This is a genomic window from Mycobacterium lentiflavum, from assembly GCF_022374895.2.
Taxonomy (GTDB): Bacteria; Actinomycetota; Actinomycetes; order Mycobacteriales; family Mycobacteriaceae; genus Mycobacterium; species Mycobacterium lentiflavum.
In genome coordinates, this window is sequence record NZ_CP092423.2 from 1,993,637 (window position 1) to 2,008,182 (window position 14,546).

Below are 14,546 nucleotides of genomic sequence, written 5' to 3' on the forward strand. Positions count from 1 at the left end.
TTGCCTGTGCGGGAGAGCATCTGGAACTCTAGGCCCGCCGACCTCTACGGTCGGCGCGACCGGGACCGTCTCGGCACGGTGCTGTGGGGGATCCGGATGCTGTACGACGGATTCGCCTCGGTGTCGCGATGGGAGCCGTCGCGAATCAAGCCGGTGCGGCGCACCCGGGCCGCCGTCGTGACCAAGCGTCAACTCGTCGCGCCCGACGTCGTCGTGCTGACGCTGGCCGCCCCGGACGGCGGGTTGCTACCGTCGTGGACGCCCGGCGGGCATATCGACGTCGTGCTGCCCTCAGGGCGCCGCCGCCAGTACTCGCTGTGCGGTCCGCCCGGCCGGCGCACCGACTACCGCATCGCCGTACGCCGGATCGCCGGCGGCGGAGGCGGTTCGATCGAAATGCACGACGCGTTCGACGTCGGCGCCAGATGTGAGTTCGAAGGCCCGCGTAACGCCTTCTATCTCGGCTCGGCCGAGCGCGACGTATTGTTCGTGATCGGCGGCATCGGTGTGACGCCGATTCTGCCGATGATCCAGGTCGCTCAGCAACGCGGAATCAATTGGCGCGCAATCTATGCCGGGCGTAGCAGAGAGTACATGCCGTTTCTCGACGAAGTGGTGGCGGTGGCCCCGGACCGGGTCACCATCTGGGCCGACGACGAACACGGCCGCTGTGCCGCCGTCGACGACCTGCTCGTCGGCGCCGGGCCGGCGACGGCCGTTTACGTGTGCGGCCCGACCGGGATGCTCGATGCGGTTCGTTTCGCTCGCAACGAACACGCCGACGCGCCTTTGCATTACGAGCGATTCAGTCCGCCGCCGGTCGTCGACGGCGATCCCTTCGAGCTCGAGCTCGCTCGGTCAAAGCGGCTGCTCGATGTGCCGGCCAATCGGTCCGCGCTGGAGGTGATGCGAGACCTTGAACCGACCACCCCGTACTCCTGCCAGCAGGGTTTCTGCGGAACATGCAAGGTCAAAGTGCTTGCCGGACAGGTCGATCATCGCGGGCGCACGGCGGTCGGCGACGACGAGATGCTGGTCTGCGTGTCGCGGGCGAAAGCCGGCCGGCTCGTCATCGACGCCTGAGTGATCAGCCTTCGGGTGCTGATCGATGACGTCGGTAGCCCACGTGGCGCACCGTGACGCCGGGCAGCGGCTCCCAGACGAGCACACGGTCATCGAGTTTAAAGTCGTTGTCCTCGTAGAAGTTTCGCGCCGCTACATTCTTTTCTGCACACCACAGAACCACGTCGCCCGACGGATTGGCGTTCACGGCTTTCTTCAGCAAGCGCACACCGACGCCGAGTCCCTTGGCTTCGTCTGCGGTGTAGAGGGCGTCGATTTGCAGGTCATCGCTACTGGTGGAATGGGGCCCGAAGACCGTCATCCCCACTATCTTGCCGCGGGCCTCGGCGACCCACATCCCCCATCCCGGCTGATTCAGCGCTTCCGGGTACTTCACCGTGGCCCACAATTTCGGCGTCGCGATCACGTCGAGCAGGTGATCTTCCAGTATTCCGGCGAAGGACCGCCGCCACACCGGATAGTGCATCGCCGCGACCTTCGCGAAATCGCCGGGTCCGGCCCTTCGGATCTTGACGTCCTTCGATTTCACAGGGCCACCTTAAGGGCAATCCGCCCGGGAATGTTCGAGGTAAGCGACCAGGGCATTCGTCAGACCTCGCCGCGCCATGTCCAGGTCGGCATAGGAGCCCAGTTGACGCTCGGACACCAGGCCGCGCATCGCGCCCGGGATCAGCGCGGCCACTTCGCGGACCCGGTCCGGGTCGACGTCGAGCCCGGCGAAGGCGTTCTGACAGGTTTCCAACCAGCTCTTGCCCCAGGAGAACAGCTCGGCGGCGGTGCGCGGGTACAGGCGCTCCAGCTCGCCGGGGTCGCGGGGGAGGGCGGCGCGCAGATTTTCGATCGCGCGTGAATCGGGCGACGCCAGACCGCGGTACAAGGTTTCGATGATGGTGCTGACACGTTCGCGCAGCGGTGCGTTCGGTTGGACCGGTGTCGACAGCGACGAGAACGTCGCCGCCCGTCGCTCGGCGGTGCGGTGCAGCACGGCCGCCCAGAAACCGTCGGTGTCGCCGAACTGATACTGCACCGCGCCCCAAGTGGCGCCGATGTCCTTCGCGATGCGATTGGCCGACACCGACCCGGGCTCGCCCGAGCCCAGGGATCGCAGGGCGGCCTCGAGCATGTTCTCCCGAGTAGCGTTGCCGCGCCGGTTCGGCCGCCGGCCCACGATGCCGGCCTCCGAAACGTGCCTGGTAGCCCGCTGCGCCATCGGCCGATCCTAATCGATTGGTTGCACGCAGCGGCCGAGCGGATTAAATTTTCATAGAAGGTACTTTGATTGTTGACTGGCGCCGCTATCATTCGTTGCGAGGAGGGCAGCTCTGATGGCTGAGTTCGAGGCTGACTTCGATGGCTGAGTTCGATGGCTAAGCCGCCGTTGTCGATGAAACCGACCGGATGGTTCCAGGTTGCCTGGTCCGAGGAGATCGGCGTCGGGGACGTCCACAAGATGAAGTACTTCGACCAGGAAATGGTCGCCTGGCGGGCCGACTCCGGTCAGCTCACCGTCATGAACGCCTATTGCGAGCATCTGGGTGCGCATCTGGGGTACGGCGGCAAGGTCGTCGGCGAGGTGCTGCAGTGTCCGTTCCACGGCTGGCAATGGAGCAACGAGGGCCGCAACGTGTGCATTCCGTATCAGGACCGCCCCAATCGCGGGCGCCGGGTGCGCACTTATCCCGTGGTAGAGCGCAACGAGTCGGTCTACATCTGGCACGACGTCGACCGTCGCGAGCCGTTCTTCGAGGTCCCGGACGTGTTCGCCGCGTTCGGCGACGGCAGTAGTGCCGATGGCTACTACCCGCAGCAGCGGCTGTACCGCGCCGGCCTCGAGTTGCACCCGCAGTACGTGCTGGAAAACGGCGTGGACTTCGCGCACTTCAAGTACGTGCACAACACGCCGATCGTGCCGGTGTTCACCCGCCACGACTTCGGCGAGCCGGTATCTTTTGTGGACTTCACCATCACCTTCGAGGGCGATGACGGGCAGCGGATCGAGGACGTCAACAGCGGCGTCGAGGCGATCAACGGCGGGCTGGGCATCGCGGTGACGAAGAGCTGGGGCATGGTCGACAACCGCACCATCTCGGCGATCACCCCGGTCGACGACTGCACCTCCGATGTCCGGTTCATGGTGTACATCGGCCGCACGCCGCACAAGGATCCGGTCCGCGCCGAGATGAAGGCCCAGGAGTTCGGCCGAGAAGTCATCCGGCAGTTCGAACAGGACATCGAAATCTGGCAGCACCAGCGGTATTCGGATCCGCCCGCGCTCGCCACCGACGAGTACGAAGGGTTCACGGCAATCCGCAAGTGGGCCAAGCAGTTCTATCCCGACGGCATCGGTGGCAGCGCCGCCGAAGTCTACGCAGCATCCCAGAAAGGCTGAATGCAATGAACGCACCCGCTGGACCGATTCGCGTCTTCCAAGTCGGAAGTGGAAACGTCGGTTCGGAGATGATCAGGCGGATCGCGACCCAGCCTGATCTCGAACTCATTGGTGTGCATGCCTATTCGCCGGAGAAGGTCGGCAAGGACACCGGCGAGTTCGCCGGCGTGGGGGCCAACGGGGTGAAGTTCACCGGGAGCATCGATGAGATCATCGCCGCCAAGCCGGACGTGCTGACGTTCCACGGCGTGTTCCCCGACGAGGACCTGTACGTGCAGGTGCTGGAGGCGGGCATCGATATCGTCACCACCGCCGACTGGATCACCGGCTGGCACCGCGACACCAACCATCCGCATCCGTCCGGCAAGCCGGTAACCCAGTTGCTGGCGCAGGCATGCGAGAAGGGCGGTGCGACCTTCTACGGCACCGGAATGAACCCGGGGCTCAACCAGATTCTCGGTGTGGTGTGCTCGGCCGACGTCGCCGACATCGAAAACGTCACCACGATCGAGTCCGTCGACGTGTCGTGTCACCACTCCAAGGACACCTGGATCGAGGTGGGTTACGGCCTGCCGGTGGATGATCCGTCGATCCCGGCCAAGCTGGAGAAGTACACTCGCGTGTTCGCCGACAGCGTGCTGATGATGGCCGACTGCTTCGACGTCAAACTCGACGAGGTCAAGTTCAGCTACGAGTTGGGTGCGTGCACCAAGGATGTCGACCTGGGCTGGTACACGCTGCCCAAGGGTTCGCTCGGCGGCAACTACATCAAGTACCAGGGCATGGTGGATGGTGTGCCCCGGGTGGAGACGCACCTGGAATGGCAGATGACCCCGCACACCGATCCGCACTGGGATATCAAGGGCTGCTATATCACCCAGATCAAGGGCGACCCGTGCGTGTACAACAAGCACATGATCTTCCCGAAGCCCGGCGTCGACCTGTCCAACCCGGACAACTTCGCCTCCATCGGGATGACGGTGACCGGCATGCCCGCCCTGGCCTCGATCAGGTCGGTGGTGGCCGCACCGCCGGGGCTGATCACCAGTGGCGACCTTCCGCTGCGCGCATTCGCCGGGCGGTTCAAGCTCTAGCCTCAGCCCGCTTCGTCGTCGCCCAGGAGCCGCTCCGGATGGTGATAGTCGTTGGTGCGCGCGCCCAGGTCAAACTGCGGCGGCGGGATCCACTCAGTGCGGCCGTTAGCCAATTTTCTTGTTCGCCAACCCATTCCGGCAAGCTTGTGGTGGGGCCTACACGCGAACGTGAGGTTGTCGACATCGGTCGCGCCGCCGTCGGCCCATTGCTCGATGTGGTGGACTTCGCACCAATAGCCGGGCGCGTCACAGCCCGGGTGCGTGCAGCCGCGGTCCTTCGCGTACAGGACCACGCGCTGATCCGGTGTGGCAACTCGGCGCGATCGACCGAGATACAGTGGCCGGCTTTGATGCTCGTCGAATACGGCAAGATAATGGTAGGCGTGGCCGGCCATCCGGATCACATCGCGCATGGGCAGCAGCGTTCCGCCACCCGTCACCGCTCGGCCCGTTCCCGTCGTCAGCTCCTGCAGCGTGGTCGACACAATGACGCTGACTGGCAATCCGTTGTGCTGACCGAGCTTCGGGTCGCCTAACTGGCCGCGGACTAACGCATTGAGCGCGTCGTGCTGACGCTGGCCCGGCGTCCGCGCATCCCGGCCAACAGCCTCCTCGGCGGGTTCGCCAGTAGTGCAAGGGTATTCATCATCCGGGTTGCACATGCCGGGCGCGGCGAATCGAGCGAGCCACGCGTCGAGGTTGGCACGCAATTCTGGTGACGCAACGAGCTTTCCAATGCTCATCCCGTCGCTGCGCTGACCGCACCACGTGAAGCCGCGCTGGCGCGCGCGGTCGGAATCGGAGAACTTCCCGTCGGGATTGATATGCAGCGCGATCCGATGCGCTGCCCTTTCCAGCTGATCGGGACGCAGCTTGGTGGCCTGCTTGGCGAGAAAACACTCGGCGTCCTCGGCGGTATCGGTGGGTGTCGCGTCGGGGAGGTTGCGGACGAAGGCCTGAATCACGCGCAGGTGTTGCGCGTCGAGCTTGCCTTCTCGCCAGACTGTCGCGGTGGCCGGCAGCTCCGGTGGCAACTCCTGGCCGGTGAGAGTCACACGCGCAGAGAGCTGTTCGGCATCCTTTACCCGACGGCGAGCTTCGGCATAGCTGATCCGCAGGCAGTCGGCGATGACCTTGTGGATCGGGCCGCCGACCGCCGTCGGGTCCGCCGCGGACAAGCCCGCAATGATGTCGTGGCTCAACGCAATCTGCCGCCGGCGCGAGGCTTCCATCCGTTCGAGCACTCGCAGCCGGACGATGGGGCTCAACGCATCGAAGTTGAGGGCGCGGATTGCGGCGTCGCCGCCGTCCAGCGTGTCCAGGGCAGCGGACACGTCCGCGCTGACTTCGATCGAATGCATGTTCGAATAGTATGCGTGGTCATCGGCCGGGGATACGCCCAAAGGCGCCACCTGTGGGCGAACGCCCAACTGTGGACAAAGCCGCCCCGACGGCCCGTCTAGGGTGAAGACCATGCGGGTAGGCGTGCTGGGAGCCAAGGGCAAGGTCGGGTCGGCGATGGTGGCCGGTGTTCAGGCCGCCGACGATCTGACGTTGACCGCCGAGGTCGACGCCGGCGACCCGATGAGTCTGCTGACCGATCACGACACCGAGGTCGTGATCGACTTCACCCACCCCGACGTGGTGATGGGCAACCTGAAGTTTCTGATTGACAACGGAATTCACGCCGTGGTCGGCACCACCGGCTTCACCGCCGAGCGGCTGGAACAGGTGCAGGTGTGGCTGGCCGACAGCCCAGAAACTTCCGTGCTGATCGCGCCGAATTTCGCGATCGGCGCGGTGCTGTCCATGCATTTCGCGAAGCAGGCCGCGCCCTTCTTCGACTCCGCCGAGGTCGTCGAGCTGCATCACCCGCACAAGGCCGACGCGCCGTCAGGTACCGCGACTCGAACCGCGAAGCTGATCGCCGAATCTCGAAAAGGCTTGCCGCCCAACCCCGATGCCACCAGCACCGGCCTGCCCGGAGCGCGCGGCGCCGACGTCGACGGAATTCCGGTGCACTCGGTGCGGCTGGCCGGGCTGGTCGCTCACCAGGAGGTGTTGTTCGGCACGGAGGGGGAGACGCTGACCATCCGCCACGACAGCCTGGATCGCACGTCGTTCGTGCCGGGCGTGCTGCTGGCGGTGCGCCGGGTGCGGGAACGTCCCGGCCTGACGGTGGGGCTGGAGCCCCTGCTCAACCTGCAATGAGCAGGTTGCTGCGCACGCAACTGCTGATCGCATTCCTGTGCGCGGCGATGTTGCTGTACTTCGTGCTGCTCGGGCGGTTGGCCGTCGCGATGATCGCCTCGGGCCGGCCCCCCGCCGTTGGCCTCGGGCTGGCGGTGCTGATCATGCCGGTGATCGGGCTGTGGGCGATGATCACCACGCTGCGCGCCGGATTCGCGCACCAGAAGCTGGCCCGGCTGATCGCCGAGCAGGGAATGGAACTCGATGCCAGCGGACTGCCTCGGCGGCCGTCGGGTCGTATCCAGCGTGATGCGGCCGACGCGCTGTTCGCCACCGTGCGCACCGACGTGGAAGCCCACCCCGACGACTGGCGGCATTGGTATCGGCTGGCCCGGGCCTACGACTACGCCGGGGATCGCCGTCGCGCCCGGGAAGCCATGAAGACGGCGGTGCAGCTACAGGGGGATGGGTGAGCAAGACGCTGCTGATCGTGCACCACACGCCGTCGCCGCACTGCCAGGAGATGTTCGAGGCGGTGGTGGCGGGGGCGACCGACCCCGAGATCGAAGGTGTGGACGTCGTGCGCCGGGCGGCGCTGACGGTGTCGCCGGTCGAGATGCTCGGCGCAGACGGTTACCTGCTCGGCACGCCTGCCAACCTCGGGTACATTTCGGGCGCTCTCAAGCACGCATTCGATTGCGCCTATTACCAATTGCTCGATTCGACTCAGGGACGTCCGTTCGGCTTGTACCTGCACGGAAACGAGGGCACCGAGGGTGCCGAGCGGGCCGTCGATGCCATCACGACGGGCCTGGGGTGGGTGAAAGCCGCAGCGACCGTAACGGTTTCAGGTAAACCCGGCAAGGACGACGTCGAGGCGTGCTGGAATCTCGGGGCGAGTGTCGCTGCCCAGTTGATGGAGTGAATACCGTTCAGGGCGAACCCGTTTCGCTGGCTCGCCGCTACGTTGCCGAATTGCGCCTCCACTATTTATAGCCTGAGTCAGGTCGAGAGCTCCCAGTTGCGGGCAAGACGATCAGGTAAGGCGAACGGAGCCCGTTCGCCACCCCGCTCAAGTTCGAACAGCCCGCGCAGCAAATCGCGCCCGAATGGGCGGACAATGTCCAACACGAGTTCATAGCGCGCGGAATCCCCCTTGTCCGGGCGGCCGAAAACGTGAACATAGAACCAGTTGGTGATGTGTTCGATCCGTCTGACCTCGCCCCCGAGATCCGACCGCGGCACGAGCAACAGGTCCGCAGTCTTGTCGCCGATCAGATGGCGGATCAACGGTGGGATCGTATCGTCGAACCGATGAGAGGGCGTTAGCTGGTCGAGCAGTACGAGGAGCGCACGAGTCATGTCGTGCCCTTCGGGTGACGCCTTGAAATGCCTGCTCCGGATGAGGTCGACTAGCGCGTTGGCCTGGGCGACGTCGAACACCAACAACTCATCGCGCACGCCGAGCTGGTGCCCGATGACGTTCCATAAATGCAGGTATGCGTCCTGATCCTCGGAGGACACTTCCACGCCGAGGCGACGCATCGGTTCACCGACGACAAACCAGAAAACCAGGAGCGTCGCAAGGAGGTCCTCCTGGTTGATCGGTGTACCCCAGTCGCGATGCCAAAGTTTCGGCTGCTGTTTGCCGCGCTCCCTGATCAATAAGCGCACAGCCGCGTGCATCAGCCGAACCTTCTGGATGGTGCGCCGACCTTTGCCGTCCTCATCGAGGCTGCCCGCGCTGAGCACATCGATCAGGAACTGGCCGGTCTCCAGCACCCGTCGGCGTGTGTTGGTGTCGAGCTGAGCGGTCAGGTACAACACCTTCACGGCTTTGGCTGCCGCGTATGACGACGGAAGCGACGCGCAGAACAGGCACAGCGTGATCTGGAAACCAAACACCTCGAATAGCTGCTGTCCGCGCTCGATCTTGCCCAGGTCTGCCCACTCGGGCAGGTCCACAGTGTCCTGCAGGTACTGCTGAACCTCCGGCGGAAGCTCCGCAGGGACCGGCTGATCGACCCGCACCAGCGTCTGCATCACCGCGTTGACAGCGCTGACACCGTTCCGGTTAAACACGGCTTCGACCGCACGGTCGGCCACCGGATCGCCTTTCTGTCGCATTTCATCGAGCTTTGCGTTCGTCAACCCGATGTCTCCTTTTGCGCGCGCCATACGCTTAGCATCGCAGGTTTTGCCTGCGTCGAAGGTTTTATTTCGGGTGAGAACTGCCGCGGACGACAACGACACAAACCACCAAATGACGTTTGGATGTCCGGCAGGCAACTGGCACGGAATTATCTGACGACGACGCGACGCGCAGATTTTCAGAGGGCATCGAAATCATCGAGGTGAATGAATGTTGACGTCGGGTTCTACCTGAAGCGTCGCGAGTGCCGATGTGTCACGTTAGTGTTGGAGATTCTTGTTTGCCACCACATTTGTCTCCGACTCGTGAGGACTGACGAAATGGTCGACGCGAATGACGAATTCATGCACCACCCAGGACCGCATCGCGTCTGGCAAGAAAGCTTCTTTTTCAGTTGGTTCGACGCCGGGGCGGACGCAACGGGTTTGGCTCGGATCGGATATCACCCCAGCAATCACACCGCTGACGCGCTGCTCTACACAATGCGAAACGGCCGGGTTGAGGGCGGCTACGCCAGACTCAACGCCCGCTACACCGGTACCCCCGATCCCGGCCGCCTGCGCATCGGGGCCCTGGAGTTTCACATGAGCGAACCGATGTCGAAGTGGCGGATACTGCTGCGGGGCCGTGACGAGGTGGATCTGACCTTCACCGCGCTGCACGCGCCGTACGATTTTCGCGCCGAAGCGCCTCCGGGCCAATACATTCCGCCCGGAATTGCGGATGTGCACATGGAGCAGTCCGGACGGGTCACGGGCACGATAAGGATGAACGGAGCGACCTACGAGATTGATGGCCTCGGTCAGCGAGACAAGTCGTGGGGGGACCGCGATTGGCGCACCATCGAAGGCTGGAATTGGATTCCGATGCTGTTCGGCCCAGACTTCACCATGAACTGCACTCTGCTTATCAGCGGGGGGCGCGCCTACCCCTGCGGCTACATCCACCATGACGGCGTGAACCATGCGATCAGGGAGTTGGCCGTGGACTACGAAATGGCCGGCCTTCATGTGCCGAGTACGTCGCGGATCACGGTCACCGACGTCAGCGGCCTGCGGCTCGAAATTCAAGGCAACGCAACCGCCCAATCATGCTTGTACCGAAAGGGTTTGGTGATCCAAGAGTCGGCGGCACGCTTTATAACGACCGTCGACGGTCAGCGCCGCAGCGGTGTTGGCCTGACCGAGCACGCGTGGCACGGCGGGCCACTGGGTCTGCTACGGGTGCTGCCTCGCCTGCGCGCTGCGGCGCGAATGGTCATGCGATGACATCCGCTACCCGCCAGAGGACGCCGACCTAGCGCTGTCCGGCCACCGAGTTGCCGCTGTCATGGCGTTTCTTCCGCCCACGCTACGTGCCCGTCAAACTCAAGCGATCTCGCCGTCTCACGGTGTCGATCCCTGAAGTGCGCATAAGCCACGGCATCGCCGCGAGCCCGCGCCAGTAGAGCTTGTAGTCGCAGCAGCCAGATGTCGCGCATCACGGGGGCCTCATCGGCTGGCGCGGCCGCCATCTGCTCGACCGCAGCCTCGGCTTCAGCCACGTCAGCCTCCGTCCCGCGCTCCAGCAGTGTCTCGATCAGAACACCCGTCGCCCGTTCCCTCCAAAACCCGCACGCCAGCCGTTGTCCCTCGCGCATCAGCGATATGGCGTCATCGTGATCGCCGCCCCTAGCCCTCTCACGGGCCAAGTACACCTTGACGATTGGTAATTCGCCCAGGTTGTGTCCCCCGCGCGCGAACGCGTCGCCGACTTCCGCCAGGAGTTCCTGCCCACGGTCGCGCTCGGCAGTCGTTGGGCGATGCACCAACGCGACGCCCAGGGCCATCTGGGTGTAGGCCAGCGCTACATCATCACCGGATCGTTCGACAATCCGTAAGGCATCTGCGGTCTCGCGCACCGCGCGATCGTCGGCCGTCAGGACTCCAAGCGGTATCCCTGCGTTGTAGATGTAGGCGACGGCCAGCGCGTATGACATTGGGTCGGCGCCGCGGGCCATGGCGAGGCCGTGCCGAAGGTCGTCTCGCCATCCGGGACGGCCCAGGCAATAACGGGCAATAGCCCGCGTCGTAAACGCGCTTGCTAACGGAGACCCGATGATGAAGTTGCCTTTAGACGGGTCGCCGTCGGCCAGGTCAATGACTCGTTGTGACCACCGCAGCACGTCACCCAACTCACCACTTGAACCTTTGGCATAAATGGCCGCGGTAGACAGTCCCACCGTCAAAGCCGGATCGCCGATCGACTCGGCGAGTGCCCAGGCTTCCGATGCCAGCTGCGAGGCCTCGCGCATCCGGGCCTGATGCGCGTGATCCATCACCAGCCCGGCCATTGCGATGGCCAGCGACGCCTTGTCATCGGCAGCGTCACACAACTCCCGCAATTCATCGAAGCGGTCGCCTGCCGCATGTGCATGGACTCGCCAGGCGATCCCGCACAACATCGTGCGCGGCGCAATGCGCATGACCGTGCGGTGCGGGTCCTCGGCGGGAAGCGCATCGGAGATCTTTCGCGCGCGCTCCCAGCTCAGACGCGCGGCGGCGATGTCGCGGTTGGTCGCCCACGTTGCCGCACGCATGTGCCAGCCGAATGCGGCGTACCCATCACCGGCGGCCTCCAGATGTTCGGCGATCAGCGCCGCGTACTGCTCGGCCGATTCTGGCTCGCGGGCTTCGATCATGGTCGCCAGCTGCCGATGCATCTGGGCGCGATCGGATTTGAGTTGCGATTCGTAGGCCACGGTGCGGATCAGCGGATGCCGAAACACATACTCGGCGCGGGGAGTGAACCGCACTTGGTCGATGAGCTCAGCGTTGATCAGCTCGTCGACGCACGGATCGATGCCCAGGCTTGCCAGCAGATCGTAGCTGAACCGCGACCCGATGACCGCTGCCGCGGCAACGGTGTGTTTGGCCGCCGGGCTGAGCCGGTCAATGCGCGCAGCGATTGCCGCCTGCAGCGTTGCCGGCACACCGACCGCTGCCACATCGGTGCGGCACGCGTAGCCGCCACGCTGCCCCACTAGCACGCCACGTTCGGCGAGCTCACGTGCAATTTCCTCGGCGAAAAACGGGTTACCGGCAGAGCGCGCGGCGATGATCTGGGCGACCTCATCGACGGACGGATCGGGGCCGAGCAGCTCAGCGACCAGCATTGAGGTTTCCGACTGGCTCAGGGGTACCAGAGCAATCGTCTGTGCACCGGCGACATGATGCAGGGCTCCGTGGTATTCGGGGCGATAAGTGATTAGCAGCAACGAGCGAGTCTGGGGGAACACTGCTACAAAGTCAGCCAGCATGGATTCGCTGGCCTCGTCGATCCAGTGCGCATCCTCCACGATGAAAATTGCCGGTCGGGTGCGGGCCAGCTGGGCCGTGTTGATCAGCGCGGTCAAGCGCCGCCGCCGCGCGTCCGGATCGATCTTGGGCAGCTCCACCTCGGGATCGGCGATGCCCAGCAGGTCATCAAGCAACAGCAGGTCCTGCGGGTCGGCGTCGGGAAACTGCGCCCGCACGCGCGCTCGCGCGGTCTGATCGTCCAGACCACTGAGCTGCCCTACGGCGCGCAGCAGTCGCGCAACCACCCGGAAAGGCACGTCGCTGGCATGGGATTCGCAGAAGGTGACAAACACCTCGACGTCACGGTCTTTCGCCAGCTGCACGGCTTCGCGGGCAAGTCGGGTTTTCCCGATGCCGGGAGGACCGGTCACACCGACCACCGACCCGCGTCCAGCTATCGACCGATCCAGCATCGCCGCCAGTGTGCCCAACTCCCACTCACGCCCCACCAACGTTGAATACGACGGACCGGCCTGCTGGCGCTGCGCCGCCACGCCCAGCAGCCGCCGCGTCGGCACCACGCCGTCGCCCTTAATGCGCATCATCTGCTGCTCGCCCAACACCGCCGCGCCCTGGACCAGCCGCGCAGTGGTTTCGCTGAGCACGACACCACTCGGCGGAGCCACGGACTCCATCCGCTGAGCCATCCCCACCTGCTCACCAATTGCGGTGTAGCCCAACGCAGCCGAACCGACCTGACCGGTAATCACCTCGCCGGAATTCAGCCCTATCCGCAGTTGCAGATCAACACCGTCGCGGCGGTCGACGTCAACCGCCAGCCGCTTGGCCTCATCCTGAATGGCGAGCGCGGCCAAACATGCCCGCAGCGCGTGATCTTCCAAAGCCGCCGGCGCACCAAACACAGCCATCATGCCGTCGCCGGTGAACTTGTCGACCCGACCGCCGTAGCGGTGCACCACCGTGGACGAACGGTTGAGTAGCTCGGTCAGGATCTCGCGCCAACGCTCCGCGCCGACCGCTGCCGCGATTTCCATCGAGTGCACCACGTCAGCGAACAGCACCGTCACCTGCTTGTACTCGGCCGGGGTGCTCGACACCGCAACCGGCCCACCGCACTCGTCGCAGAATTTGGCGTTCGGCCGCAATTCTGCGCTGCAGATCATGCACGCGAACGTAACCGGCATGCAGCACCACCGATCCCGGAGTACCACCTGAACAATACGTCGAAAGCGTAACCTCAAAGCGACTGTCGTGCGCGGAATATATAGGTGGAATTCGCAAGGCGAATGGCCTTGCGACTCTGCGGCCTTGCGCAGTGGTGCCTCGTACAGCTCAAAATGCGACAAGTACTGACAACCATTACGGCAATAACTCGCCCAACAACGCTCGCCGCGGACCCATTTCGGGCGTTCCGCGCCTGGTCAGGTGTTCCTGATTCCGGCAACCGGGGTTGACCCCGCTGGTCCTGTGCGGAGGTTGTCCGTATGGCGCACTACGTGTGGGTCGGTTGGAACGCGTCGGCGGGCTGGGCTACGGCCAGTGCGGAGCTGGTGCCGAGGGGGCCGTGGCAGTCGAACAGGGTCGCCGCGCCGGTAGCCACACCGGCCGCGCCGTAGTGGCTTTGGGCAGCGAGCCCGATGAACTCGCCGTCGGGCAGTCGGCTCGCGGTCACGGTGTAGTCGGCATTGATGTAGCGCAATCCGCCTGTGCCCCAATGCGTGAGCGAACTGGTGATATCGCCGGCGAAGGCCAGACGGGTAAACGGCGTCAGCGGGTAGCCGTGCACCATCGGGCGAAATAGCCTCGCCCAGGCGAACTTCTGGGCGTGCGATTGCTCCCATTCGCCCGCGGCGATGCCGGGACTGCCCTCGAAGGTGGCCCCGTATCCCCAGATGAGAAACGGCATGTCGGCCGGGAAGCCGTCGTAGGACGTCGGCAGCTCGGGCATCTGCACCGGCAGGGACCACACCTGGCCGTCGGGATGATCGCCGCGGCGCAGGAACAGCGCGCTGGCCCGTGCGACGATCTCGCCGCGCTGAATCAGGGCAGCGTCGATCAGCCTGATGCGGCGGCCTTCCCGCTGTATCGAGGTCTGAATCCGCACCGGCCGCAGTAGCACGGGTCGCAACAGGTCGACGGTCAGGCGGGCGGGCTGAAAGTCGGGATCGATGCCCGATTGTTCTATCCCCCAACCCAACAGGCCTCCGACGATCTGGCCGCCCATCGCCGCGCCCCAGGGGCCTTTCGTCAGCGGGCCCGGGATGTAGGAGTCGCCGTCGACAGTGAAGAACGCCTCGGGCATGATGGCGGAATCGTCGATCGTCACCGCATCACGATAG

13 protein-coding genes are annotated in these 14,546 nt (G+C 64.7%); 7 read left to right on the top strand and 6 right to left on the bottom strand.

Features of this window, described 5'->3' with window-relative positions:
* Positions 1-1,083 carry a PDR/VanB family oxidoreductase gene (locus MJO58_RS09525; RefSeq protein ID WP_239722688.1) on the top strand — a complete coding sequence of 361 codons (1,083 nt, stop codon included), beginning with the start codon at positions 1-3 and terminating at the stop codon, positions 1,081-1,083.
* A 4-nt stretch (positions 1,084-1,087) separates the two neighbouring features.
* Here MJO58_RS09525 and MJO58_RS09530 read toward each other — a convergent pair whose 3' ends face one another.
* Entirely contained in the window at positions 1,088-1,612 is a 525-nt protein-coding gene (locus MJO58_RS09530) for a GNAT family N-acetyltransferase (RefSeq protein WP_239722689.1), read from the bottom strand.
* Positions 1,613-1,621: 9 nt separating this feature from the next.
* Complete coding sequence (locus MJO58_RS09535; RefSeq protein ID WP_090608708.1) at positions 1,622-2,206, bottom strand: TetR/AcrR family transcriptional regulator; 585 nt, start codon at positions 2,204-2,206, stop codon at positions 1,622-1,624.
* Positions 2,207-2,446: 240 nt separating this feature from the next.
* Between MJO58_RS09535 and MJO58_RS09540 the strand changes: the two genes are divergently transcribed.
* Entirely contained in the window at positions 2,447-3,472 is a 1,026-nt protein-coding gene (locus MJO58_RS09540; protein ID WP_239722690.1) for an aromatic ring-hydroxylating dioxygenase subunit alpha, read from the top strand.
* Between the two features lie 5 nt (positions 3,473-3,477).
* Positions 3,478-4,566, top strand: a complete 1,089-nt coding sequence (locus tag MJO58_RS09545) for an NAD(P)H-dependent amine dehydrogenase family protein (RefSeq protein WP_239722691.1) — start codon at positions 3,478-3,480, stop codon at positions 4,564-4,566.
* A gap of 2 nt (positions 4,567-4,568) precedes the next feature.
* Here the strand turns inward: MJO58_RS09545 and MJO58_RS09550 are convergent, their stop codons facing one another.
* Positions 4,569-5,927 (bottom strand): HNH endonuclease signature motif containing protein, encoded by a 1,359-nt coding sequence (locus tag MJO58_RS09550; RefSeq protein ID WP_239723209.1) that lies wholly within the window; start codon positions 5,925-5,927, stop codon positions 4,569-4,571.
* A 112-nt stretch (positions 5,928-6,039) separates the two neighbouring features.
* On the opposite strand from MJO58_RS09550, the gene dapB reads away from it, so the two are divergent.
* Genes dapB through MJO58_RS09565 form a run of 3 tightly spaced genes read left to right on the top strand, consistent with a single transcriptional unit; the run spans position 6,040 to position 7,681 of the window.
* On the top strand, positions 6,040-6,777 hold the full coding sequence (gene dapB, locus MJO58_RS09555) for a 4-hydroxy-tetrahydrodipicolinate reductase (protein WP_090608710.1): 738 nt from the start codon (positions 6,040-6,042) through the stop codon (positions 6,775-6,777).
* The gene (locus MJO58_RS09560; RefSeq protein ID WP_090601262.1) at positions 6,774-7,229 is read left to right on the top strand and encodes a tetratricopeptide repeat protein; all 456 of its coding nucleotides are present in this window, start codon (positions 6,774-6,776) and stop codon (positions 7,227-7,229) included. The genes dapB and MJO58_RS09560 overlap by 4 nt, the downstream gene beginning before the upstream one ends.
* 50 nt (positions 7,230-7,279) lie before the next feature.
* Positions 7,280-7,681, top strand: a complete 402-nt coding sequence (locus tag MJO58_RS09565) for a flavodoxin family protein (protein WP_175364620.1) — start codon at positions 7,280-7,282, stop codon at positions 7,679-7,681.
* A gap of 77 nt (positions 7,682-7,758) precedes the next feature.
* Here the strand turns inward: MJO58_RS09565 and MJO58_RS09570 are convergent, their stop codons facing one another.
* Positions 7,759-8,907 (bottom strand): oxygenase MpaB family protein, encoded by a 1,149-nt coding sequence (locus MJO58_RS09570; RefSeq protein ID WP_239722692.1) that lies wholly within the window; start codon positions 8,905-8,907, stop codon positions 7,759-7,761.
* Between the two features lie 321 nt (positions 8,908-9,228).
* Between MJO58_RS09570 and MJO58_RS09575 the strand changes: the two genes are divergently transcribed.
* A complete protein-coding gene (locus tag MJO58_RS09575; protein ID WP_239722693.1) occupies positions 9,229-10,176 on the top strand; it encodes a DUF7064 domain-containing protein in 948 nt (315 codons plus the stop codon).
* 59 nt (positions 10,177-10,235) lie between these two features.
* On the opposite strand, the gene MJO58_RS09580 is transcribed toward MJO58_RS09575, so the two are convergent.
* On the bottom strand, positions 10,236-13,391 hold the full coding sequence (locus tag MJO58_RS09580; RefSeq protein WP_434086322.1) for an ATP-binding protein: 3,156 nt from the start codon (positions 13,389-13,391) through the stop codon (positions 10,236-10,238).
* 308 nt (positions 13,392-13,699) lie between these two features.
* Positions 13,700-14,533, bottom strand: coding sequence for an acyl-CoA thioesterase domain-containing protein (locus MJO58_RS09585; RefSeq protein WP_175364391.1), 834 nt, complete (start codon positions 14,531-14,533; stop codon positions 13,700-13,702).
* Positions 14,534-14,546: the final 13 nt, after the last annotated feature.

Bases quoted from the DNA above. Each gene is read 5' to 3' on its own strand.
- MJO58_RS09535 (WP_090608708.1), bottom strand. From the start codon at position 2,206: ATGCTCGAGGCCGCCCTGCGATCCCTGGGCTCGGGCGAGCCCGGGTCG.
- MJO58_RS09540 (WP_239722690.1), top strand. From the start codon at position 2,447: ATGGCTAAGCCGCCGTTGTCGATGAAACCGACCGGATGGTTCCAGGTT.
- MJO58_RS09545 (WP_239722691.1), top strand. From the start codon at position 3,478: ATGAACGCACCCGCTGGACCGATTCGCGTCTTCCAAGTCGGAAGTGGA.
- MJO58_RS09550 (WP_239723209.1), bottom strand. From the start codon at position 5,927: ATGCATTCGATCGAAGTCAGCGCGGACGTGTCCGCTGCCCTGGACACG.
- dapB (WP_090608710.1), top strand. From the start codon at position 6,040: ATGCGGGTAGGCGTGCTGGGAGCCAAGGGCAAGGTCGGGTCGGCGATG.
- MJO58_RS09560 (WP_090601262.1), top strand. From the start codon at position 6,774: ATGAGCAGGTTGCTGCGCACGCAACTGCTGATCGCATTCCTGTGCGCG.
- MJO58_RS09565 (WP_175364620.1), top strand. From the start codon at position 7,280: ATGTTCGAGGCGGTGGTGGCGGGGGCGACCGACCCCGAGATCGAAGGT.
- MJO58_RS09575 (WP_239722693.1), top strand. From the start codon at position 9,229: ATGGTCGACGCGAATGACGAATTCATGCACCACCCAGGACCGCATCGC.
- MJO58_RS09580 (WP_434086322.1), bottom strand. From the start codon at position 13,391: ATGCCGGTTACGTTCGCGTGCATGATCTGCAGCGCAGAATTGCGGCCG.